The sequence below is a fragment of the Burkholderia reimsis genome (assembly GCF_003294055.1).
Taxonomy (GTDB): domain Bacteria; phylum Pseudomonadota; class Gammaproteobacteria; order Burkholderiales; family Burkholderiaceae; genus Burkholderia; species Burkholderia cepacia.
Map to the genome: position 1 here is coordinate 1 of NZ_QMFZ01000043.1, position 20220 is coordinate 20220.

Below are 20220 nucleotides of genomic sequence, written 5' to 3' on the forward strand. Positions count from 1 at the left end.
ACCCACCCGCTCGCGCCGACGCGCCTCCCACCGAACTGGTCCTGAAGACGACCGCGCCGCGCTTGCCGGCGCAGTTGCTGGCCCGCGCGCGGCTGAGCCTCGCGTCGCCCGCTTTCGACGGCCGGCCGGTCACGCTCGTGCAGGCGCCAGCCGGTTACGGCAAGACGTCGCTGCTCGCGCAATGGCGCCGCGAGACCCTCGCGCTCGGCCGCGCGGTCGTGTGGCTGTCGGCCGACGAGCGCGACGATGCGCCCCGGTTGCTGCAGGGGCTCGTGCAGGCGGTGCGGACCGGTTGCGCCCGGCCCGGCTTCGGGCGCCTGATCCCGCCCGGCGCGGCCGACGCGGCGCGTGCGCTCGAGGGCGTGACCGCCTGGCTGGCCGAGGTCGCGCAACTGTCGATCGACGCGCTCCTGATCGTCGACGATGCGGAGCGGTTGCCGCCGGCCGGCCTCGAGGCGCTGACCTACGTGCTGCACAATGCGCCGCAAAACCTGCATGTCGTCGTCGCTGCGCGGCGCGGCCTCGACCACACGGCCGGCGACCTGCTCGCCGGCGGGCAATGCACGCTCGCGGGCCCCGACTGGCTGCGCTTCACGCTCGACGAGACGATCGCGCTGGTCGGCGCGCGTTTTGCGCAGCGGGTCGATGCCGACGCGTGCGCGCGGCTGTTCGAACGCGTCGACGGCTGGCCGCTCGGCCTGCAGCTCGCGATGGCCGCGATGGCGCGCTCGGCCGATCCGCGCCAGGCGGTCGACGCGCTCGCCGCCCGCGTGGACGGCACGCGTGACCGCCTCGTCGAGCTGCTGCTCGCGAACCTGTCGGCCGACGACACGGCGTTCCTGATCCGCACGAGCGTCGCCGATCGCCTGCATCCGTCGCTGTGCGCCGCGCTGCTCGACGACGCGGACGCGCCTGGCCGTCTCGCGCGGCTCGCCCGCGACACGCCGCTGTTCATCGCGTCGGACGATTCGGACTGGTGCCGCCTGCATCCTCTCGTGCGCGACACGCTGCGCGACCGCCTGGCCGCGGACGCCGGGCGCAACGCATTGCATGCGCGTGCGGCCGCCTGGCTCGACGCGCACGGGATGACCGAGGAAGCCGCGCGCCACGCGTATGCGGCCGGCCAGTTCGAGGTGGCGTACGCGCTCGCGCAGCGCTGCCTCGAGGATGCGATCAAGCAGGGCCGCATCAACGACGTGCTCGACTGGCTCGCGCTGCTGCCCGACGCGGAGCTCGACAAGCGCCCGACGCTGCGCATCGCGGTCGCGTGGGCACTGGCGCTCGGCGAGCGCCACGTCGAGGCGCAGCGCCAGATCGCGGGCATCCTCGCCGACGCCGGCACGCCCGCGGCGATGCGCTACGAATGCGCACTGATCCTCAGCGCGGCCGCGTATTACGCCGACGAAATCGACCGTTTCGTCGAGCTGTTCGAACCGTGGGCCGACTTCACGCCGCCGGCGGCGACCTGGCTCGCGCAAATGCACGCGAACCGGTTGTCGGCGCGCGCGATCATCGTCGGCGAACCAGCGCAGGCGCGCCGCTTCCAGCACGCCGCGCCGCGCGGCGAGACGGCGGCCGGGTTCGGCTACGTCGCGCGCTGGGGCGAGCTGATCACGGGCCTGAGCTACCTGCGCGAAGGCCAGGTCCGGCTGGCCGACGACACGTTGTCGCCGGCGCTGGCACGCGCGGAAGCCGATCTCGGGCGCCGCCATCCGCTCACCTGCATGCTCGCGGCGATGTGCGCGGCGCTCGCGTACGAGGCCGACCGCGTCGACCAGGCCGCCGCGTTGCTCGCGAACCGGCTCGACGTGCTCGAACATGCGGGCACGCCCGATACCGTGCTGCTCGGCTATCGCACCGCCGCGCGCATCGCGCTGCTGCGCGGCGTCGAGCACCGCGCGATCGACCTGCTCGAAGCGCTCGACGCGATGGGCGTCGCGCGCCGCCTGCCGCGCCTGTCGGTCGCGAGCCTCGCCGAACAGGTGCGCATTCACGCGGCGCGTTATCGCGAGGCGACCTGCCATGCGCTCGTCGAGCGGATCGATGCGATCGCGGCCGCCGAGTTTCCGTCGCACGGGCCGTTGTGGCGGCGCCCGGTCGTGCTGCTGCAGGCGAGCGCGCATGCGGGTGCGGCGCTGGCCGCGCGCCGCTGGGACGACGCGCGCGCGGCGCTCGACGAAGCGGCGGTGCTGGCCCGTGAAATGAGCATGGGGCAGGCGCGCATCGAGATCATGGCGCTCGGCGCGTTCGCGCGCGAACAGTCCGGGGGCGGCGGCCGCGCGCTGCTCGACGAGGCGATGAACCTCGCGGAGCTGTTCGGGCTCACGCGCACGCTCGCCGACGCGCATCCGGCCATCGCCGACTGGGCACGCCGCGCCGGCGACGAAGCGGCCGCCGGCGCCGGCCCCGCGCGCCACGCACTGCCGCCGCCGCGCATCGTGCCGCCCGCCCCGCGCGGCGCGGCCAGCCCGCGCGCGGTGCCGAGCGTCGTCTTGACGCCGAAGGAGCGCGCGATTCTCGAGCTGCTCGCGCGCAACCTGTCGAACAAGGAGATCGCGGTGGCGCTCGCCGTCGGCGAGGAAACCGTGAAGTGGCACCTGAAGAACCTGTTCGGCAAGCTCGACGCCAGCTCGCGCAAGCATGCGGTGCGCCGCGCGCTGGTGCTCGGCCTGCTCGAAAGCGCGCCGTAACGCCGGTTCCGCTGATCGGGCGGCGCCCCCGCCTTCACCTCCACCTCCACCTCCCGCGATTCTCCGCAACCCTGCCCCCCGCGCATGGGGGGGAGCGGCCGCCCGCCGTTGCGTAGTCTTTCCGCATGGCTCACGCGGGCGCCGCCTGTCACGTCTTCCCGCCCGCCTCGTTGCTTCCCCGCTTCACCCGGACGGGCTCGATCCCGTCCGGTCCAATACGACCCTGGAGACTTCATGAAGACGAAACTGGCCGCGCTCGCGGCGCTTGCCGGCTGTTCGGCGCTCGCGCACGCGCAATCCTCCGTCACGCTCTACGGCGTGGTCGACACGGGCCTGCTGTACCAGAGCACGTCGGCGGCGTCGTTCAGCCCCACCGCGCCGAATACGGGCAAGGTGTTCCGCATGAAGGACGGCGGCATCTACTCGAGCTTCTGGGGCATCAAGGGCAGCGAGGACATCGGCGGCGGCTACAAGGTCAACTTCAAGCTGCAGGGTTCGTTCGACAGCGGCACCGGCAAGCTGCAGCTGAGCGATACGCCCGGCGCCGTCGCGATCTTCAACCAGGTCGCGTCGCTCGGCGTGTCGGGCCCGTTCGGCACCTTCACGGCCGGCCGCCAGATCGTGCCGATGATCTATGCGATGGCCGACACCGACGTGCGCAACGCGCAGTTCTTCGGCAGCGTGCTGACCGCGTGGCTCGGCCTGAACACGGCGGCCGGCTGGCCCGGGACGAGCACCAACGGCGCGATCGGCGCGCTGTACGACAGCAATGCGCTCGTCTACCAGTCGCCGGTGTTCGCAGGCGCGTCGATCGCGCTCGAATACGCGCCGGGCGGCGCGGCCGGGCAGTTCCAGGGCGGCACGCGCGAATCGGTCGTGCTCAGGTATGCGAACTACGGGCTGACCGCGTCGGCCGTGTACTACAACGGGCACGACACGAACCCGGCGCCGGGTGTCGCGCCGACCGGCGTCGACAACAACCGCTTCGTCTACGTCGGCGCGAAATACACGATCCGCGACTTCTCGGTGTCGGCGTCGTACGGCAACGGCCGGAATCCGTCGCATGCGGACAAGGTGAACCTCGACATGCTGTCGGCCGGCATCGGCTATCGCTTCACGCCTTTCCTTCAGGTGAGCTCGGCCGTGTATTACCTGAAGGATCGCAACGTCTCGGCGAACAAGTCGACGTCGGTCGTGCTCGCGGCCGACTACAGCCTGTCGAAGCGCACGACGGTCTATGCGCAGGTCGGCCACGTGAACAACCGAGGCACGATGGACCAGATGCTCGTGTACGGGCAACCGGTCGCGCCGGGCGTCGGCACGACGGCCGCGATGGTCGGGCTGCGGCACAACTTTTGATGGCTGCGGGGCATGTGGCGGACGTGCGGCCGCCATTGGGGACCCTCGGCGGCCGCCGCCAGCATCGATCGCCGGGATCGGCTACAGTGGGCGTTTTCGGCGCGCGCCGTCCCGCCGCCGCGCCATCGACCGTGGCGCGCGGCAGCAAGGACGGTGCGCAAGTCATTCACTTCGACGAGCGAACCTTCATGCCCGATCTGTCCGCCTTCCCGATCACGCAAAAGTGGCCGGCCCAGCATCCCGACCGTCTCCAGCTCTACTCGCTGCCGACGCCGAACGGCGTCAAGGTGTCGATCATGCTCGAGGAAACCGGCCTGCCGTACGAGCCGCACCTCGTGCGCTTCGACACGAACGACCAGTTCTCGCCCGCGTTCCTGTCGCTGAACCCGAACAACAAGATCCCGGCGATCATCGATCCGGACGGCCCCGACGGCAAGCCGCTGCCGCTGTTCGAATCGGGTGCGATCCTGATCTATCTCGCGGACAAGACGGGCCAGTTGATCCCGAAGGATCTCGCGGGCCGCTACGAGACGATCCAGTGGGTGATGTTCCAGATGGGCGGCATCGGGCCGATGTTCGGCCAGGTCGGCTTCTTCCACAAGTTCGCCGGCCGCGACTACGAGGACAAGCGCCCGCGCGACCGCTACGTCGACGAGTCGAAGCGCCTGCTCGGCGTGCTCGACGCGCATCTCGCGAACCGCCAGTGGGTGATGGGCGATACCTACACGATCGCCGACATCGCGATCTTCCCGTGGGTGCGAAATCTTGTTGGTTTCTATGAAGCGGGCGATCTGGTCGGCTTCAGTGAATTCCGCAACGTCAAGCGGGTGCTCGATGCGTTTGTTGCGCGTCCGGCTGTTGCGCGTGGGCTCAATATTCCGGCGCGGGGCTGAGCGGCTGGGCGGGTCGCGCGTTGTGCGGCCCGCGTGGCTGCGGACTTGAAACGCTCGCTGCATTGGGCGGCGGGCTTTCGGGAGGCATTGCGATTTTCCGGGGAATGCTGGGGAGACGGTCGGTGTTCGGCCATTTTCGGCCGGTGGCCAGATGTTTGAGACGGACGCCGGAACGCCTCTTGGAAGCGCTACAGCAGTCAGTCAATCTTCTAAAATTGACTCTTGGCGACTTAGGATGCATCGGGACACCCCCGTAATCTCACTCCACTTTGTGTTAAAAAAGAACACGGTTGTGGTAATACTATGCAAGTCTTGGGGTGGAAAATCGCCCGCTAACTAGATCTCCGCAGATCGCACAAGGGCTTGAGATCAACGGCGCGGGCAGTTTCAAAACAGATTTTTGTCACTTTTCGAGGGAGCATTAATGAGCGCCGACACGTGGCTTGAGTTAAGCGAGAAAACTCTTACCGAAGAGTTTGATAACATCAGCCAATCTCTGACTAAGTTTAAGTTCTTGCGTGTTGATTCGCCAGAAGATTTACTCGCGCTGAGAAAGTTCCTGTTTTCCTCAATGGAAGCAGGCTTCTTTAAGTCCGGAAAGCATATGAAAGCTTTCATGCTTCTTAACTATGATCCTAAGTTTAACAACGAACTAGGCATCAGTAGAAAATGTTTTGTTGACAAGGACTCGGCCAAATCTTGGATGGGCAAGATGCAGAAGGAGTTTCATCCTGATGCCTCGATTGATCGGCAGAAAGAGAAAGCGAGCCAAGAAGGATCGGCTCAAGACTATAGTCTTGATGAAGTTAGTCAAGCGATAAACGTGCTTTACAAAAAAATGACGGGAAAGGCATGAGCAATCTTTCTGTTAGATATTACGATCTAAATGCACTTTCCGACCCATTCATTATTAATGAAATTTCTCAGGCCACGATAGATCAGCTAGATAGGGGTAATGTGGAGGTGATCGCCAACGCTTTGTATGCAAATACAAAGATTTGCGTGAATGGCATTCCCTACATAAAAGTAAATGGAATTGCAAGCATTATCAGAACAGGGAACTCAGGTTTGGAAAGAGCACTTGTCTACCAAGGAATTCCTGGCCTCCTGCCCAAGTCAGAAGTTGTTTCTATTGACGGATACGATCACATTTCGGGGCCGTCTTTAGCAGCGATTCTTGACGCCAGAATAGCGACGAGAAGTGGCAAAACAAGACAATATTTGACAATTGCCTTAAACCTTTATAGGCAAATTTTGCTCGCCCCGGGGGTTAGAGATCTGAAGGAAATATTTTTTGAAGAAATCAACGCAAGACGGTCGGATCTTAAGAAAGAAAGGATTGGTGCATTTGGAATTGCTCATTGTGAGTTTACGGGCGCGCGTATAGAAGATTTTTCTAAAGTGGAATTTTCCCATATCGATAGTGTCGTTTATAATCCGAGTAGAGCGTTGGACATCACGAATGGAGTTATTATTCTTGGCTCGATTCACGCCGATATGACGCGCCAAGGGATTCATACCTTCGAGGAAGTCTACCAGTATTGCGTTTCGCGCAACTACTCTACTGCTTGGGCCGAATAGGACGAGCGAGTTCTTGTCTGGGCTCACCGCGAATTCTCGCGGTCTAATGGTCGCCTGTAATCGCAAATGGCTGTAACGACCAATTAGGTGCTGGCTGCCAAGAGTCAACAAGCGGCCGCAGCACTTCGAGACCGTACGGCCCGTCGACGGTTGCCGAACAGCGTGCTCGGTCACTGTTTTTTTGGAGAGTCTAAGATGTTGCTTGCACAAACCGTGAATTTCCCGTACGGCGGACGATCGGTAATAGAGGAATCAGCCTTCGCTCCTTATGCAAGCGACGTATCATTGGGGTGCCGCTCCTTTAGTGGCTACATGATAGATGGTGACTTGCGCTTATAATTAATTGTCGAATTATTTTTTGGGAGCCAATCTTGCCTGAGTGGAGTAAGTACCGCGTTGGTACACCATCGACCCGGAAAAACTGGGTGAATACAGATTGCCAGAAATTTGATGCAGTTGGGCACGTCGCACATCTGGATGCTGCGATAAACATAATCCGAGATGGCAAGATAAAGCCAGGGCTCGTTTTTGATCATTCACGGTTGAACAAGAGCCGAACTTTGGTGTCATGGGCGTCGCCGAATTACTGGTCAAATGGGTACAGATACGGAAACGTGCGATTTGATTTTAATTTTCGCGATTTGGTTGAGAGGAAAAGATATTATTGGGTAGAGGCCATTGATTATCAACCAGCTGCTTGTCGCATCTTAATCACGGATCAGGATTACGCCGGTCTTTTGACGCCCTACGATCCACAATTACACGACGGGCCGTGGCGCTTTGATAGTTCAAGCAATATTGACTACTACAATGGTGATTTCTGTCTTGAATTTATGTTTGAACAAGAGATTGAACTCGCTGGTATGTGCGATCTGTCATTCGTAGATCATCACTCTAAATTCTGCTCGATATACCGATCGGACCCAGGGCGCTGCGATGAGAAAGGGGAAATTGGTGGAAGAGCAGGCGCAACGTTTTTGGGGAAAGTTACTGCTGGCGCACTTGATTTGTCGGCCGTTGCGCAGTACTGGGTCCAAAACACGGGTGAACTTTCCAATCAATTTATCTACGGACTTAGCTTCGTCGCACGACGAGTGACTCACAATTGCAAATTCGTAGGAAATTTGACGGCAAGCAATCAAGCCGCAATCAGTGTTGCACGGGCAATTATGAACGCAATGGCAATTGGACACAAAGATGAGATTGTCGCGCTTGCCAGTATGTTTCAATCCGAAACTGATCTACTTCAGACAGTCGCCAATCTGATAAATGATTCACTTGGATTAAGCAAATCAGCAGAAATCCTTCGCGCGCTGACCGATTAGGGGCTCGCTGGTTTTGGGACATTATCTCGTGCTCGTCGGTCGCAGCGAACGGCCAGAGAGGTTCGCAGACCCGCCACTAGATTTTTGAAGTCGATAGACGCCTTCGGGTCGCCAAGCGACATCCACGAAAATTCACGCAGAACCGTGCTTTTGCCCGCAGCGTGCATTTGCGTGACGAATTCCGCGGCGCTACTTTCCTTCCGGCTCTCCTGACGCCCCGCCCCCCACCCCCGCCAGCAGCTTCTCCAACAGTCGCGACAACTGCGCCTGCTCATCATCCGACAACACGGCCAGCAACTGGCGCTGGTTGTCGATGTGCGCGACGACCGCTTCGTCGATCAGCGCACGACCGGCGTCGGTCAGCGCGACGAGCGTGCCGCGCCCGTCGGCCGGGTTCGGCCGGCGCTCGACCCAGCCGGCCTTCTGCAGCCGGTCGATGCGCGCGGTCATCCCGCCCGACGACATCATCAGCGCGTCATACAGCGCCGTCGGCGTCAGCGCGAACGGCGCACCGCCGCGCCGCAGCGTCGCGAGTACGTCGAATTCGCCCGGCTGCATCCCGTAGCGCGCGAACAGCGGATTGAGGCGGTCGCGCGCGATCACGAGCGCCGCTTCCTGCAACCGCCCCATCACCACCATCGACGACGCGTCGAGATCCGGACGCTCGTTACGCCATTGCGCGAGCGCATGCGCGGCTCGATCCACCTGATCCATTAACCCTCCTCGGCCCACTAGTTATCTTGACGTCGAGATAAATCGGCGTTTATCTTGATGTCGAGATACTTTACATGAAAATCGCGCGGCGCCCTTCCGGGGCCGCGCACCGATTTCGAGGGCCTTGCGATGAATCGCTTCACTTCCCCCGGATGGCGGCTCGCCGCCATCGTGCTCGTCGGGCTGAACCTGCGGCCGGCGCTCGCCGCGGTCGGCCCGCTGCTCGACATGATCCAGCGCGCGACCGGCATCGGCGACGGCGCGGCCAGCCTGCTGACGACGATCCCGATCCTGCTGATGGGGCTCGGCGCGCTGAGTGCGCGGCGCCTGCAGCGCGTGACCGGCATCGCGGGCGGTGTGTGGCTCGGCGTCGCGCTGATCGGGCTGGCGTGCGTGTCGCGCATCGGCGCGCAGCACGCGTGGCTGCTGCTCGCGAGCGCCTGCTGCGCGGGTGTCGGGATCGCGATGGTGCAGGCGCTGCTGCCCGGCTTCGTGAAGGCCCATTTCGCGACGCGGATCGGCGGCGCGATGGGCGTCTATTCGACGTCGATCATGGGCGGTGCCGTGCTCGCGAGCGTCGTCGCGCCGTTCGCCGCGGCCCGCTGGGGCTGGCTCGCCGCGCTCGCGGGCTGGGCGCTGCCGGCCGCGGTGGCCGCGCTGGCGTGGCCGCTGGCCAGCCGCGGCGGCAACATGCTTGCCGCCGGGCCGGCGTCGGCAACGCATGCGCGGCCGTCGCGCTCGCCGCGCGCGTGGCGGCTCGCGCTGTTCTTCGGCATCGCGACCGGCGCGTACACGCTCGTGCTCGCGTGGCTGCCGCCCTACTACATGCGGCTCGGCTGGTCGCCGACGGCGGCCGGCAGCCTGCTCGGCGGCGTGACGCTCGCGGAGGTCGTCGCGGGGCTGACGATCTCGGCGACGATCGACCGCCTGCCCGATCGCCGGCCCGCGCTGCATGCGGCGATCGCGTCGCTGTTCGTCGGCTTGCTGGTGATGCTGGCCGCGCCCGAAGCGCTCGCGTTGCCCGCCGCGCTGCTGATGGGCGCGGGGATCGGCGCGCTGTTTCCGCTGTCGCTGATCGTCACGGTCGACCATGCGGCGACGCCGGCCGATGCCGCATCGCTGACGGGGTTCGTGCAGGGCATCGGCTACCTGATCGCCGGGCTGTTTCCGTTCGCGGCCGGCATCGTGCGCCAGCATCTCGCGGACCTGACGCCTGCGTGGGTCGCGATGGCCTGCCTGTGTGTCGCGCTGTTCGCGCTGGCCGCGGGGTTTGCGCCGCGGCTCGCGCGGCGTTTTGCGCGTGCCTAGCGCGGGCCGGGGAACACGGCCGTTGCCGCTCGGCTGCGGCCGCCGCTCAGTTGACCGGCTCGCAGAAAGACACCTTGTCGCGCAGCGCCTTGCCGGCGGCAACCGGATCCTGCCCTGCCGGCAACGTCACGGAAACCGACGTGTGCTCGGTCGTGCTTTTCGGCTTCAGCCCCGGCCAATGCGTCTCTTTCCAGGTAGCGATCCAGTCGAGCTTGCCGGCACTCGCACCGGGCACGAAGCGCAGCCGCAGCGAGCCGTCGAAGTCTTCGCTGCAATGCGGCGAGTGCTGGTACTCGCGTTCGGAAAAGCATGCGCGAATCTGCTTGTCGCAACTGAACGGCAGCTTCGATATCCGTGGCGTGCCCGCATGCCCGCCATTCGGCCGCAGTTCGACGAAGTCGGCATTTTCCCAGCTTCCGCCGCCGCCCGAATAGCTTTCGGACCATCCGGCCAGCACCGCGACCGCGAAGCGCTCGCTGCCGAGCGGGTACAGCGCCGGGTAGATCCCGAGCGGTGGCGCCTCGCCATCGCCGTCGACGCGGTCGGCGGGCTGGTAGTCGGAGAAATCCCACCGCTGCAGGACTTTCCAGCCGGTGGCGGACGCAAAGCTCACCTTCAGCAACTGCGGGCCGGGCAGGATCGCATAGTAATTGCCGGGCGCGTCGTTCCTGACCCGGTACAGCGACGGCGCCTTGCTTGCGTCGCTTGGCTGGCCTGCCGTACCGCAGGGTGCCGAAACCAGTTGGCAGACCCTGGGTATCCAGTCGCGATCGGGCACGGCGGCTTTCGCGACCTCGACGAACGGTATGGCGCGGGCTTCGTTTGCTTCGGCGGTGGCTTGCGCTGCGGATACCGCCAGCAAAGCGGACGTCAATCCCGCCAGGCCGAAAATGACCGATCGAATACCGTGATTCATTCAGCAATGTCCTTGTGATTGACTGCGGCGCGACGGCATGCGCGATACCGAACGCAAATCGTCGACCCTGACGCGGAAGCTACGTTCGCGGCGCACGCGACAACGCATCGTACTGGAGCGTGGTCGTGCTCAACCTGATCCCCGTCGTCGGCATAGCCGCGTCGATCCTGATCCTCGGCGAATCGGCAGCACCGATCTACTTCGCCGGCGATGCGATCACGATCGACGCGGCGCTCTGCACGCACCTGCGCGAACGCCGTGCCCCTGCGTGATCAACCCTCACTCGCGTACAACGTCGAATCCGCAAACCCTTCGGCGTCGAGCACGCGCCCGATCAGGATCAGCGCGGTGCGCTCGATCTGCGTGCCCTGCACCTTGCCGACGATGTCGGCGAGCGTGCCGGTCACGCGTTCTTCGTCCGGCCAGCTCGCGCGATAGATCACCGCGACCGGGCAATCGGCGCCGTAATGCGGCAGCACTTCGTCGACGATGCGGGCGAGATGGCGCACGCCGAGATGGATCGCGAGCGTTGCGCGGTGCGCGGCGAGCGAGCCGAGCGCTTCGCCTTCCGGCATCGTCGTCTTGCCCGCAAAGCGCGTGAGGATCACCGTCTGTGCGACGCCGGGCAGCGTCAGCTCGACGCCGAGCGTCGCCGCGCATGCGGCCGTGGCCGTCACGCCGGGCACGATTTCGTACGGAATCCCGAGTGTCTTGAGACGGCGGATCTGCTCGCCGATCGCGCCGTACAGCGACGGGTCGCCCGAATGCACGCGCGCGACGTCCTGCCCTTTCGCGTGCGCGGCGGCGAGTAGCGCGACGATGGCATCGAGGTCGAGCTCGGCCGTGTTGACGACCTGCTCCGCGCGATGGCCGTCGAGCACGGCGGCCGGCACCAGCGAACCCGCATACAGGATCACCGGGCACGTGCGCACGAGGCGCTGGCCCTTCACCGTGATCAGCTCCGGGTCGCCGGGGCCCGCGCCGATGAAATACACCGTCATCGAAAAATCTCCGTCAATTCATGGGATGACCGGCCGCGCGGCGTCATGCGCGCGCGGCCGGATCGAGCGCGTCGATGAGCGCCGCGGTCGAGTCGAACGCGCGGTCGGCGTCGGGCAGCGGCGGCCGGCGCAGCATCACGACCGGCAGCCTGCGTTCTCGCGCGACGTCGAGCTTGGCTTCGGTGGCCGCGCCACCGCTGTTCTTGCTGACGACGACGTCGATGCCCGCCAGCGCGAACAGCGCGCGCTCGCCCTCCAGCGTGAACGGCCCGCGCGCGGCGACGACCTGCGCACGCGCGTTGCCGGGATGCGGGTCGAGGCAGCGCACGAGCCAGAACTGGTGCGGCGGGATCGCGTCGAGATGTGCGAGCGGTTCGCGCCCGAGCGTGAACAGCGGCCGCCGGAACGGCGCGAGCGCGGCTTCGATGCCGGCCCAGTCGTCGACCATGCGCCAGTCATCGCCGGGTTGCGGCGACCACGGCGCGCGGCGCAGCGCCCACAGCGGCACGCCCGCTTCACGCGCCGCGGCGGCGGCATTCGCACTGATTTGCGCGGCATACGGATGCGTCGCGTCGATCACGAGGCCGATGCCGGCGTCGCGCAGATACGCGGCCAGCCCGGCCGCGCCGCCGAAACCGCCGACCCGCACGTCGCAGCGCAGGTCGTCGGGCGTCTTGCCGAGGCCGGCGAGACTATAGACATGATGCGGGCCGAGCGCGCGCGCGATCTTCAGTGCGTCGCCGGTACCGCCGAGCAGCAGGATGCGCGCGCTCATCGCGCTGCCCCGACGAAGCGGCCCTGCCGGTCGATCGCGAACATCTCGACCGCTACCGACGGCGGCACGATGTCGCGCGCGACGCGCAGCGCGTGCGCACAGACGAGATCGCCGAGCGGCACACCGTCGGCGTGCGCGAGCTTCAGCGCTTCCTGGCTCGTGTTCGCGGCGCGCATCGCCGCCTGCAGTGCGTCGCTGGCGCCGGCCTCGGCCGCCCACTGCGCGAGCAGCGGCAGGTCGATGCTCGAATGGCGGCTGTGCAGGTCGAGATGGCCGGCCGCGAGCTTGCTGAGCTTGCCGAAGCCGCCGCACATCGACAGCCGCGCGACCGGCGCGCGCCGCAGGTGCTTGAGCACCGCGCCCGCGAAATCGCCCATCTCGATCAGCGCCATGTCGGGCAGGTGGTAGTGCGCACGCATCGCATCCTCGCTTGCGTTACCCGTGCACGCGGCGATATGCGTGATGCCGTTCGCCCGCGCGACGTCGATGCCCTGGTGGATCGACGCGATATAGGCCGAGCACGAGAACGGCCGCACGATGCCGGTCGTGCCGAGGATCGACAACCCGCCGACGATACCGAGGCGCGGGTTCATCGTCTTCAGCGCGAGCGCCTCGCCGCCCTCGACGCCGATCGTCACGTCGAAGCCGCCCGCATAACCGTGCTCGGCCGCGAGCGCTTCCAGGTGCGTCGTCATCATCTGGCGCGGCACCGGGTTGATCGCCGGTTCGCCGACCGGCAGCGTCAGCCCCGCGCGCGTGACCGTGCCGACGCCCGGCCCCGCGTGAAAACGCACGCCGGGCGCCGCCGCGAGCGCGACACGCGCGAAGATCAGCGCGCCGTGCGTGACGTCCGGATCGTCGCCGGCATCCTTGATCGTGCCGGCTTCCGCGCCGTCGGCCGTCGTCCGGCAGAACTCGAGCCGCATCATCACGCGCTGCCCCTTCGGCAGCACGATCTCGACCGCATCGTCCGCGCGCCCCGCGAGCAGCAGCCGCGCGGCGGCGAGCGACGTCGCGGTCGCGCAACTGCCGGTCGTGTAGCCGAAGCGTAGCGGCGCGGGCTGTTCGGGGGTCTCGTCGCGCATCACGCGTCCGTCGTATGCGTCGTGGCCGGCGATGCCGCCGTGTCGGCCGTGTCGACCGTGGCCGGCTTGCGCACGTCGTACAGCGTGACCGGCAGCGGCTGGCGCCACGTGTCGAAGCGGCCGAGCGGCTCGGCATGCGCGAGCGACACGCGCGTGAGCGTGCCGCCATGTGTCTCGCGCCATGCGGCGAGCGCCAGCTCGCCCTGCAGCGTGACCGCGTTCGCGACCAGCCGGCCGCCGGGCTTCAGCGATGCCCAGCACGCGTCGAGCACGCCGGCCGCGGTCGCCCCGCCGCCGATGAAGATCGCGTCGGGTGCGGCGAGCCCCGCGAGCGCCTCGGGCGCGCGGCCCGCGACGAGTTGCAGGCCCGGCACGCCGAGCGCGTCGCGGTTGTGCTCGATGAAGCGCTGCCGCTCCGCATGCGCTTCGATCGCGATCGCCTGGCATGACGGATGCGCGCGCATCCATTCGATGCCGATCGAGCCGCTGCCGGCGCCGACGTCCCACAGCAGCTCGCCGGGCACGGGCGCGAGGCGGCCGAGCGTCATCGCGCGCAGGTCGCGCTTGGTGAGCTGGCCGTCGTGGCGGTATGCATCGTCGGGCAGGCCGGGCGTGAGTGCGCGGCGCGGCGCGTCGGGGCCGGCCCGGCAGTCGAGTGCGACCAGATTGAGCGCGGCCGTTTCGGCGACGCGCCAGTCCTGCGCGAGCCCGTCGAGACGCCGCTCGAGCGGGCCGCCCAGATGCTCGAACACGCTGATGCGCGTCGGCCCGAAGCCGCGTGCGACGAGTTCGGCCGCGACGGCGGCCGGCGTCCGGCCGTCGGCGCTCAGCACGAACAGGCGGCGGCCCGGCAGCAGGTGGCGCGCGAGCGCCGCAAGCGGACGGCCGACGAGCGAAACCGCGCCGACATCCTGCAGTGCCCAGCCGAGGCGGGCGGCCGCCAGCGACAGCGACGACGGCGCGGGCAGCACGCGCCATTCGTCAGGGGACAGCGAGCGCGCGAGCGTGGCGCCGACGCCGAACAGCATCGGGTCGCCGCTGGCGAGCACGCAGACGGGCGACATGCGCCGTGCAAGCACGCCCGCAAGGTCGAACGGCGACGGCCACGCTTCGCGCGCGGCCGGCAGCCGTGCGGGCAGCATGTCGAGATGCCGCTTCGCGCCGACGACGAGCGTCGCGTCGAGCAGCGCGCGGCGCGCGCTGCGGCCGAGCCCCGCGTAACCGTCGTCGCCGATGCCCACTACCGTCAGCCACGCCGTCATGCACCCTTCCCCATCGTTCGATTCCATCCCGTTTGTTGCGATGCGCGGCTGCCGGAGCGCCGCGCGTTGATTCGTTTCCATGGCGTGCGCGTCGCCCGACGGCCGGTGCGACACGGCCACGACGTCAGCCGAGCGGCACGCCGACGACAAACGTCAGCAAGGCCAGAACCATGCCGCCGATCGACGCGATCAGCAGCCAGCCGAGCAGCAGCCACATGAGCGGCTGCGCCCCGCTTTTCCTGTACAGGAGCGTGCCGCCCGCGACGATCGGCACGCCGAGGCCGGCGAGCCCGACATTCTTCGGCCACTCGGCCGACGGTGCAAGCGGGATCAGCACGCATGCGAGCAGGACCCATGCGGGGATGGCCAGCAGGCCCAGTGCGATGCCCATGCCGAACAGTTCCGTCCTGCCGAGTTTCATGGCGGATGCCGGCGCTCGCCGATCTGATGTCGAGGCGCCAATCCTACCATTTGCGAGACAGCGCAAAACCGTCTGCGGCCATGCTGCGACGCCGTTGCGCGACGCACCGCCGATGCCGGATCGTCGCGAAAATCGGGTATCCTACGGCCGTTCGTTCGCCGGTGCCCTTCGGGGCCGAAGAGGGAACACAGGGCGCACCACGCGCCGCTGTGGCTGCCCCCGCAACTGTAGACAGCGAGCCGATCTCCCCCTCATGCCACTGGTTTCACCGGGAAGGCCGGGAGCCGGCGCCGACCTGTCAGCCAGGAGACCTGCCGGCCAGAAAGTGCGTGCGTGCCAGTCGGCGTCGGGCGGGGTGTACCGACGCGTTGGCCGCGGCGCGACACTGCCCCCGTACCCCGTGAGTTCCGCCCCCGATTCGATTCCTGCGTCGCCCGTCGTGCGCCCGTCGGCTTGCCCGGGGCTCGTGCGCGTGGTCACGGCCGCCGACGGCGGGCTGTGCCGGATCAAGCTGCCGGGCGGCCGGCTCGATGCGCGTCAGGCGCGCGCGATCGCCGCCGCCGCGCGTGCCTGTGGCTCCGGCGCGATCGACGCGACCAATCGCGCGAATCTCCAGCTGCGCGGCATTCGCGCCGACGCGGCCGACGCGCTGATACGCGCGTTGCTCGACGCGGGCCTCGGCCCGTCCGTCGACGCAACCGAGGATGCCGTCGCCGATACCGCCGCGCTCGCCGCGAGCGACGACGTCCGCAACGTGATGCTCAGCCCGCTCGCCGGCGACGACCCCGCCGCCCTCGTCGACAGCCGCGCGCTCGCCGCGCCGCTCCTCGACATGCTGGCGCGCGAGCCGCGCCGTGGCGAACTGTCGCCGAAATTCTCGATCCAGCTCGACGGCGGCGAATCGGTTGCGGCGCTCGATCATCCGCACGACATCTGGCTGGCCGCGTGGCGTCGCGGCGACGGTGCGGTGCGCATCGCGGCCGGGCTGGCCGGCTGCCCGCCGGTCGCGCACGACGCCCGACCGGCCTCGGTCGATGTCGCGCCCGATCAAGGTGTCGCACTGGTCCGCGCGCTGCTGCTCGCGTTCCTCGATCTCGCACCGGCGGACGTCACGCGGATGCGTGCCCTGCTCGCGACCTGCGGCGAACGCGCGCTGCTCGAGCGCGCGCGGCACTATGTGCCGTTCGCGCTTGCGGCCGATCCGGCGCTCGCCGGCTGGCGTCGCGCGCGCACCGATCCGGCGCTGCGTTTCGGCGTACACCCGTCGCGAGATGCCGCGCGCTGCCACGTCGGCGCGCAATTCCCGCTCGGCCGGCTCGACGCCACGCAACTGGAACGGCTCGCCGCGCTGGCCGAAACCGACGGCGACGGCACGCTGTCGATGACGCCCTGGCAAGGCGTGTTCATGCATCGCGTCCCGCGTGAACGCGCGCCGGCCACGCTCGATGCGCTGGCGTCGCTCGGCCTCGTCTGCGCGTCGTCCGACCCGCTGGCGTCGCTCGTCGCGTGCACCGGCAGCGCGGGCTGCGCGAAGGCGCGCGCCGACACGAAACACGACGCGCTCGCGCTCGCCGCGCGCATCGGCCATGCGGCCGACGTGCACCTGACCGGCTGCGAGCGCCATTGCGCGCTGCCGCATCCCGCGACGCACACGCTCGTCGCGGTTGCGCCCGCGCACTACGACCTTTACCGGCGCGATGCGGCCGCGGGCCTCGGCGCCCCGCTCGCGCGCCATCTGACGATTGACCAGGCCGCGGCCCGACTGACGGGCATGCGGCACAGCCAGGACACCACCGATGCTTGACTACATTCGCGACGGGCAGGAAATCTACCGCCAGTCGTTCGCGACGATCCGCGCCGAGGCCGACCTGTCGCAGGTTCCGCCCGACCTCGAGAAACTCGCGGTGCGCGTGATCCATGCGTGCGGGATGGTCGACGTCGTCTACGACCTGCGCTTCTCGGCCGGCGCCGGCACGGCGGGCCGCACGGCGCTCGCGGCCGGCGCGCCGATCCTGTGCGACGCGCGCATGGTCGCCGAAGGCATCACGCGCGCGCGGCTGCCGGCCGGCAACCGCGTGATCTGCACGCTCGGCGAGCCGGAAGTGCCCGATCTCGCGCGGGATCTCGGCAACACGCGTTCGGCCGCCGCGCTCGAACTGTGGCGTCCGCAGCTCGCCGGCAGCGTCGTCGTGATCGGCAATGCGCCGACCGCGCTGTTCCACCTGCTCGACATGATCGACGCCGGCGCGCCGCGCCCCGCCCTGATCCTCGGTTTCCCGGTCGGCTTCATCGGTGCGGCCGAATCGAAGGCGCTGCTCGATGCCGACAGCCGCGGCGTCCCCTACGTCACGCTGCTCGGCCGCCGAGGCGGCAGCGCGATGGCCGCTGCGGCGGTCAACGCACTCGCGACGGAGGTCGAATGACGACCGCGCGCGGACGCCTGTTCGGGGTCGGCGTCGGCCCCGGCGATCCCGAACTGATGACGATCAAGGCGCTGCGCGTGCTGCAGGCCGCGCCCGTGGTCGCGTATTTCGTCGCGAAGGGCAAGAAAGGCAATGCATACGGCATCGTCGAGGCGCACCTGCGGGACGGGCAGACGCAACTGCCGCTCGTCTATCCGGTGACGACCGAGGCACTGCCGCCGCCGCTCTGCTACGAGACGGTGATCGCCGACTTCTACGACACGGCCGCCGCGGTCGTCGGTGCGCACCTCGATGCGGGGCGCGACGTCGCGGTGATCTGCGAAGGCGACCCGTTTTTCTACGGCTCGTACATGTACCTGCACGACCGCCTCGCGCCGCGCTACGACACCGAGGTGATCCCCGGCGTATGCGCGATGCTCGGCGGCACCGCCGTGCTCGGCCAGCCGCTCGTCTATCGCAACCAGAGCCTGTCGGTGCTGTCGGGCGTGCTGCCCGAGCACGAGTTGCGCACGCGGCTCGCGCAGGCTGATGCGGCCGTCGTGATGAAGCTCGGCCGCAATTTCGACAAGGTGCGGCGCGTGCTCGACGAGCTGGGGCTCGCGAAGCGCGCGCTGTATGTCGAGCGCGCGACGATGGCGAGCCAGCGCATCGTGCCGCTCGATGAAGTCGATCCGATGGCGTCGCCGTATTTCTCGCTGCTCGTCGTGCCGGGGGAAAAATGGCAAGGATGACGACCCCGCCCGCGATCGTGATCCTCGGCGCGGGCGCGCTCGATACCGCGCGGCGCATCCAGGCGCGTTATCCGGGGGCCCGCGTGCACGGCCTCGCATCGCGCGTCGCCGCCGACGTGCCGTTCGACGATCTCGGCGCGCACTTGCGCGAACTCTATGCACGCGGCCTGCCGATCGTCGCGCTGTGCGCGGCCGGCATCGTGATCCGCTGCATCGCTCCCGCGCTTGCCGACAAGGGCGTCGAACCGCCCGTGCTCGCGGTGGCGGAAGACGGTTCGGCGGTCGTGCCGCTGCTCGGCGGGCTGACGGGCGTCAACGTGATGGCGCGTGAAATCGCCGCCTGCGTCGGCGTCGCGCCGGCGATCACGACGAGCGGCGAACTGCGCTTCGGCGCGTGCGTGCTCAATCCGCCGGAAGGCTATGCGCTCGCCGATCTCGCCCAGGGCAAGCGCTTCGTGTCCGATCTGCTCGCGGGGGCGTCGACCCGCATCGACGGCGCGGCGCCGTGGCTCGACGATGTCGCGCTGCCGCGCGACGCCGCCGCGGCGCATGCGATCCGCGTGACGCCCGAAGCCTGGCGCGGCACGCATGACGAGCTCGTGATTCATCCGCGCAGCGTGGTGGTGGGCGTCGATGCGCACGCTGTTCACGCGGATGGCGCGCTCGCGGCACGCATCGCGGCGTCGCTCGACGCGCAGGGGCTCGCCCGGTTGGCGCTCGCGGCCATCGTGGCGCCCGCAGCGGCGATCGGCGATGCCGCGCTGGAGGACGCGGCGCACACGCTCGACGTGCCGCTTCGTTTCGTCGATGCAGACGTCGACGGCGACGGTGACGGCGGCGTACCGGCCGATGCGGCCGATGCGGCCGCGCTGCTCGGCCGCGCGTTGCGGGTCGTGCACACGCTGCGGGCCACGACGAACGGCATCGCATGCGCGGTCGCGTCGCATCCGGTCGATCCCGCCACGCTCGGCCGTGCGCGCGGCCGCCTGACGGTGCTCGGGCTCGGCCCGGGCGGCGCCGCGTGGCTCACGCCGGCCGCGCGCGCCGCGCTCGCGGACGCGACCGACATCCTCGGCTACACCACCTACGTGAACATGGCCGGCCCGTTCCGCGACGACCAGCGCGTGCACGGCACCGACAATCGCGAGGAGATGCAGCGCGCGCGCCATGCGTTCGAACTCGCGGCCGAGGGCCGGCGCGTCGCGGTCGTGTCGTCCGGCGACCCGGGTGTGTTCGCGATGGCCGCGGCCGTGCTCGAGGCACTCGACGAAGCGCGCGACCCGCACTGGGCCGCGGTCGACCTGCGCGTGGAACCCGGCATCTCGGCGTCGCTCGCGACGGCCGCCCAGGCCGGCGCGCCGCTCGGCCACGATTTCTGTGCGATCTCGTTGTCGGACAACCTGAAGCCGTGGGACGTGATCGAGACGCGCCTGCGGCATGCGGCGCAAGCCGATCTGGTGATGGCGTTCTACAACCCGATCTCGCGCGCGCGGCCGTGGCAGCTCGATCGCGCGCTCGATGTCGTGCGCGCGCATCGCACGGCCGATACGGTGGTCGTGCTGGGCCGCGACATCGGCCGGCCGGGCGCGACGCTCGCGACGACGACGCTCGGTGCATTGCGCAGCGACCAGGTCGACATGCGCACGATGGTGATCGTCGGCTCGTCGACCACGCGCCGCTTCGCGATCGGCGAGGGTCGCGAGTGGGTCTATACGCCGCGCTGGTATCGCTGAACC

General features: G+C 67.9%; 19 protein-coding genes and 1 riboswitch. Of the genes, 12 read left to right on the forward strand and 7 right to left on the reverse strand.

Translation table 11 applies throughout. The features are described 5' to 3' along the window. From DPV79_RS34370 to DPV79_RS42320, 6 genes are all read left to right on the forward strand, one after another. Positions 1 to 2690, forward strand: a 2690-nt coding sequence (locus DPV79_RS34370; protein ID WP_113047499.1) for a winged helix-turn-helix domain-containing protein, incomplete at its 5' end; no start/stop codon positions are given. Between the two features lie 234 nt (positions 2691 to 2924). Then, positions 2925 to 4049: a porin gene (locus DPV79_RS34375; RefSeq protein WP_113047500.1), complete on the forward strand. Its 1125-nt coding sequence runs from the start codon at positions 2925 to 2927 to the stop codon at positions 4047 to 4049. A 188-nt stretch (positions 4050 to 4237) separates the two neighbouring features. Continuing rightward, entirely contained in the window at positions 4238 to 4942 is a 705-nt protein-coding gene (locus tag DPV79_RS34380) for a glutathione binding-like protein (RefSeq protein WP_059653429.1), read from the forward strand. Positions 4943 to 5366: 424 nt separating this feature from the next. Then, on the forward strand, positions 5367 to 5798 hold the full coding sequence (locus tag DPV79_RS34385; RefSeq protein WP_113047501.1) for a hypothetical protein: 432 nt from the start codon (positions 5367 to 5369) through the stop codon (positions 5796 to 5798). Then, positions 5795 to 6523 (forward strand): hypothetical protein, encoded by a 729-nt coding sequence (locus DPV79_RS34390; protein WP_113047502.1) that lies wholly within the window; start codon positions 5795 to 5797, stop codon positions 6521 to 6523. Before DPV79_RS34385 ends, DPV79_RS34390 begins: the two co-directional genes overlap by 4 nt. Positions 6524 to 6948: 425 nt before the next feature. Then, positions 6949 to 7848 carry a hypothetical protein gene (locus tag DPV79_RS42320; RefSeq protein ID WP_133295752.1) on the forward strand — a complete coding sequence of 300 codons (900 nt, stop codon included), beginning with the start codon at positions 6949 to 6951 and terminating at the stop codon, positions 7846 to 7848. A 189-nt stretch (positions 7849 to 8037) separates the two neighbouring features. Here DPV79_RS42320 and DPV79_RS34395 read toward each other — a convergent pair whose 3' ends face one another. Further along, positions 8038 to 8553 (reverse strand): MarR family winged helix-turn-helix transcriptional regulator, encoded by a 516-nt coding sequence (locus DPV79_RS34395; protein WP_060056466.1) that lies wholly within the window; start codon positions 8551 to 8553, stop codon positions 8038 to 8040. Positions 8554 to 8691: 138 nt separating this feature from the next. On the opposite strand from DPV79_RS34395, the gene DPV79_RS34400 reads away from it, so the two are divergent. Next, the gene (locus DPV79_RS34400; RefSeq protein ID WP_113047503.1) at positions 8692 to 9870 is read left to right on the forward strand and encodes an MFS transporter; all 1179 of its coding nucleotides are present in this window, start codon (positions 8692 to 8694) and stop codon (positions 9868 to 9870) included. Positions 9871 to 9916: 46 nt separating this feature from the next. Here the strand turns inward: DPV79_RS34400 and DPV79_RS34405 are convergent, their stop codons facing one another. Beyond that, positions 9917 to 10786 carry a hypothetical protein gene (locus DPV79_RS34405; protein ID WP_059623572.1) on the reverse strand — a complete coding sequence of 290 codons (870 nt, stop codon included), beginning with the start codon at positions 10784 to 10786 and terminating at the stop codon, positions 9917 to 9919. Between the two features lie 125 nt (positions 10787 to 10911). Between DPV79_RS34405 and DPV79_RS42880 the strand changes: the two genes are divergently transcribed. Continuing rightward, positions 10912 to 11058, forward strand: a complete 147-nt coding sequence (locus DPV79_RS42880) for a hypothetical protein (protein ID WP_165843607.1) — start codon at positions 10912 to 10914, stop codon at positions 11056 to 11058. Here DPV79_RS42880 and cobM read toward each other — a convergent pair whose 3' ends face one another. The 5 genes from cobM to DPV79_RS34430 all read right to left on the reverse strand — a co-directional run bounded on the left by cobM (position 11059) and on the right by DPV79_RS34430 (position 15330). Continuing rightward, positions 11059 to 11787, reverse strand: a complete 729-nt coding sequence (gene cobM / locus DPV79_RS34410) for a precorrin-4 C(11)-methyltransferase (RefSeq protein WP_059653212.1) — start codon at positions 11785 to 11787, stop codon at positions 11059 to 11061. A gap of 43 nt (positions 11788 to 11830) precedes the next feature. After that, the gene (locus DPV79_RS34415; protein ID WP_113047504.1) at positions 11831 to 12562 is read right to left on the reverse strand and encodes a cobalt-precorrin-6A reductase; all 732 of its coding nucleotides are present in this window, start codon (positions 12560 to 12562) and stop codon (positions 11831 to 11833) included. Beyond that, on the reverse strand, positions 12559 to 13647 hold the full coding sequence (locus DPV79_RS34420) for a cobalt-precorrin-5B (C(1))-methyltransferase (RefSeq protein WP_021163552.1): 1089 nt from the start codon (positions 13645 to 13647) through the stop codon (positions 12559 to 12561). The genes DPV79_RS34415 and DPV79_RS34420 overlap by 4 nt, the downstream gene beginning before the upstream one ends. Next, positions 13647 to 14909, reverse strand: coding sequence for a precorrin-6y C5,15-methyltransferase (decarboxylating) subunit CbiE (gene cbiE, locus DPV79_RS34425; RefSeq protein WP_113047525.1), 1263 nt, complete (start codon positions 14907 to 14909; stop codon positions 13647 to 13649). The genes DPV79_RS34420 and cbiE overlap by 1 nt, the downstream gene beginning before the upstream one ends. 124 nt (positions 14910 to 15033) lie before the next feature. After that, positions 15034 to 15330 carry a hypothetical protein gene (locus DPV79_RS34430; protein ID WP_113047505.1) on the reverse strand — a complete coding sequence of 99 codons (297 nt, stop codon included), beginning with the start codon at positions 15328 to 15330 and terminating at the stop codon, positions 15034 to 15036. A 142-nt stretch (positions 15331 to 15472) separates the two neighbouring features. Beyond that, positions 15473 to 15663, forward strand: a riboswitch (cobalamin riboswitch). A 106-nt stretch (positions 15664 to 15769) separates the two neighbouring features. Between DPV79_RS34430 and cobG the strand changes: the two genes are divergently transcribed. The 4 genes from cobG to cobJ are packed head-to-tail and all read left to right on the forward strand — an operon-like array spanning position 15770 to position 20217. Then, positions 15770 to 17134, forward strand: coding sequence for a precorrin-3B synthase (cobG, locus tag DPV79_RS34435; protein WP_279636634.1), 1365 nt, complete (start codon positions 15770 to 15772; stop codon positions 17132 to 17134). Next, complete coding sequence (locus DPV79_RS34440; RefSeq protein ID WP_027787410.1) at positions 17127 to 17753, forward strand: precorrin-8X methylmutase; 627 nt, start codon at positions 17127 to 17129, stop codon at positions 17751 to 17753. The genes cobG and DPV79_RS34440 overlap by 8 nt, the downstream gene beginning before the upstream one ends. Beyond that, a complete protein-coding gene (locus tag DPV79_RS34445; RefSeq protein ID WP_111940187.1) occupies positions 17750 to 18484 on the forward strand; it encodes a precorrin-2 C(20)-methyltransferase in 735 nt (244 codons plus the stop codon). The genes DPV79_RS34440 and DPV79_RS34445 overlap by 4 nt, the downstream gene beginning before the upstream one ends. Beyond that, entirely contained in the window at positions 18481 to 20217 is a 1737-nt protein-coding gene (cobJ, locus tag DPV79_RS34450) for a precorrin-3B C(17)-methyltransferase (RefSeq protein WP_113047506.1), read from the forward strand. The genes DPV79_RS34445 and cobJ overlap by 4 nt, the downstream gene beginning before the upstream one ends. Positions 20218 to 20220 lie beyond the last annotated feature (3 nt).

What these genes read in the sequence shown, in the direction of transcription:
- DPV79_RS34405 (WP_059623572.1), bottom strand. Translation starts at nt 10,786, where the DNA reads ATGAATCACGGTATTCGATCGGTCATTTTCGGCCTGGCGGGATTGACG.
- DPV79_RS34415 (WP_113047504.1), bottom strand. Translation starts at nt 12,562, where the DNA reads ATGAGCGCGCGCATCCTGCTGCTCGGCGGTACCGGCGACGCACTGAAG.
- DPV79_RS34440 (WP_027787410.1), top strand. Translation starts at nt 17,127, where the DNA reads ATGCTTGACTACATTCGCGACGGGCAGGAAATCTACCGCCAGTCGTTC.
- DPV79_RS34380 (WP_059653429.1), top strand. Translation starts at nt 4,238, where the DNA reads ATGCCCGATCTGTCCGCCTTCCCGATCACGCAAAAGTGGCCGGCCCAG.
- DPV79_RS34420 (WP_021163552.1), bottom strand. Translation starts at nt 13,647, where the DNA reads ATGCGCGACGAGACCCCCGAACAGCCCGCGCCGCTACGCTTCGGCTAC.
- DPV79_RS34390 (WP_113047502.1), top strand. Translation starts at nt 5,795, where the DNA reads ATGAGCAATCTTTCTGTTAGATATTACGATCTAAATGCACTTTCCGAC.
- cobJ (WP_113047506.1), top strand. Translation starts at nt 18,481, where the DNA reads ATGACGACCCCGCCCGCGATCGTGATCCTCGGCGCGGGCGCGCTCGAT.
- DPV79_RS34385 (WP_113047501.1), top strand. Translation starts at nt 5,367, where the DNA reads ATGAGCGCCGACACGTGGCTTGAGTTAAGCGAGAAAACTCTTACCGAA.
- cbiE (WP_113047525.1), bottom strand. Translation starts at nt 14,909, where the DNA reads ATGACGGCGTGGCTGACGGTAGTGGGCATCGGCGACGACGGTTACGCG.
- DPV79_RS34375 (WP_113047500.1), top strand. Translation starts at nt 2,925, where the DNA reads ATGAAGACGAAACTGGCCGCGCTCGCGGCGCTTGCCGGCTGTTCGGCG.
- DPV79_RS34400 (WP_113047503.1), top strand. Translation starts at nt 8,692, where the DNA reads ATGAATCGCTTCACTTCCCCCGGATGGCGGCTCGCCGCCATCGTGCTC.
- DPV79_RS34430 (WP_113047505.1), bottom strand. Translation starts at nt 15,330, where the DNA reads ATGAAACTCGGCAGGACGGAACTGTTCGGCATGGGCATCGCACTGGGC.
- cobM (WP_059653212.1), bottom strand. Translation starts at nt 11,787, where the DNA reads ATGACGGTGTATTTCATCGGCGCGGGCCCCGGCGACCCGGAGCTGATC.
- DPV79_RS34445 (WP_111940187.1), top strand. Translation starts at nt 17,750, where the DNA reads ATGACGACCGCGCGCGGACGCCTGTTCGGGGTCGGCGTCGGCCCCGGC.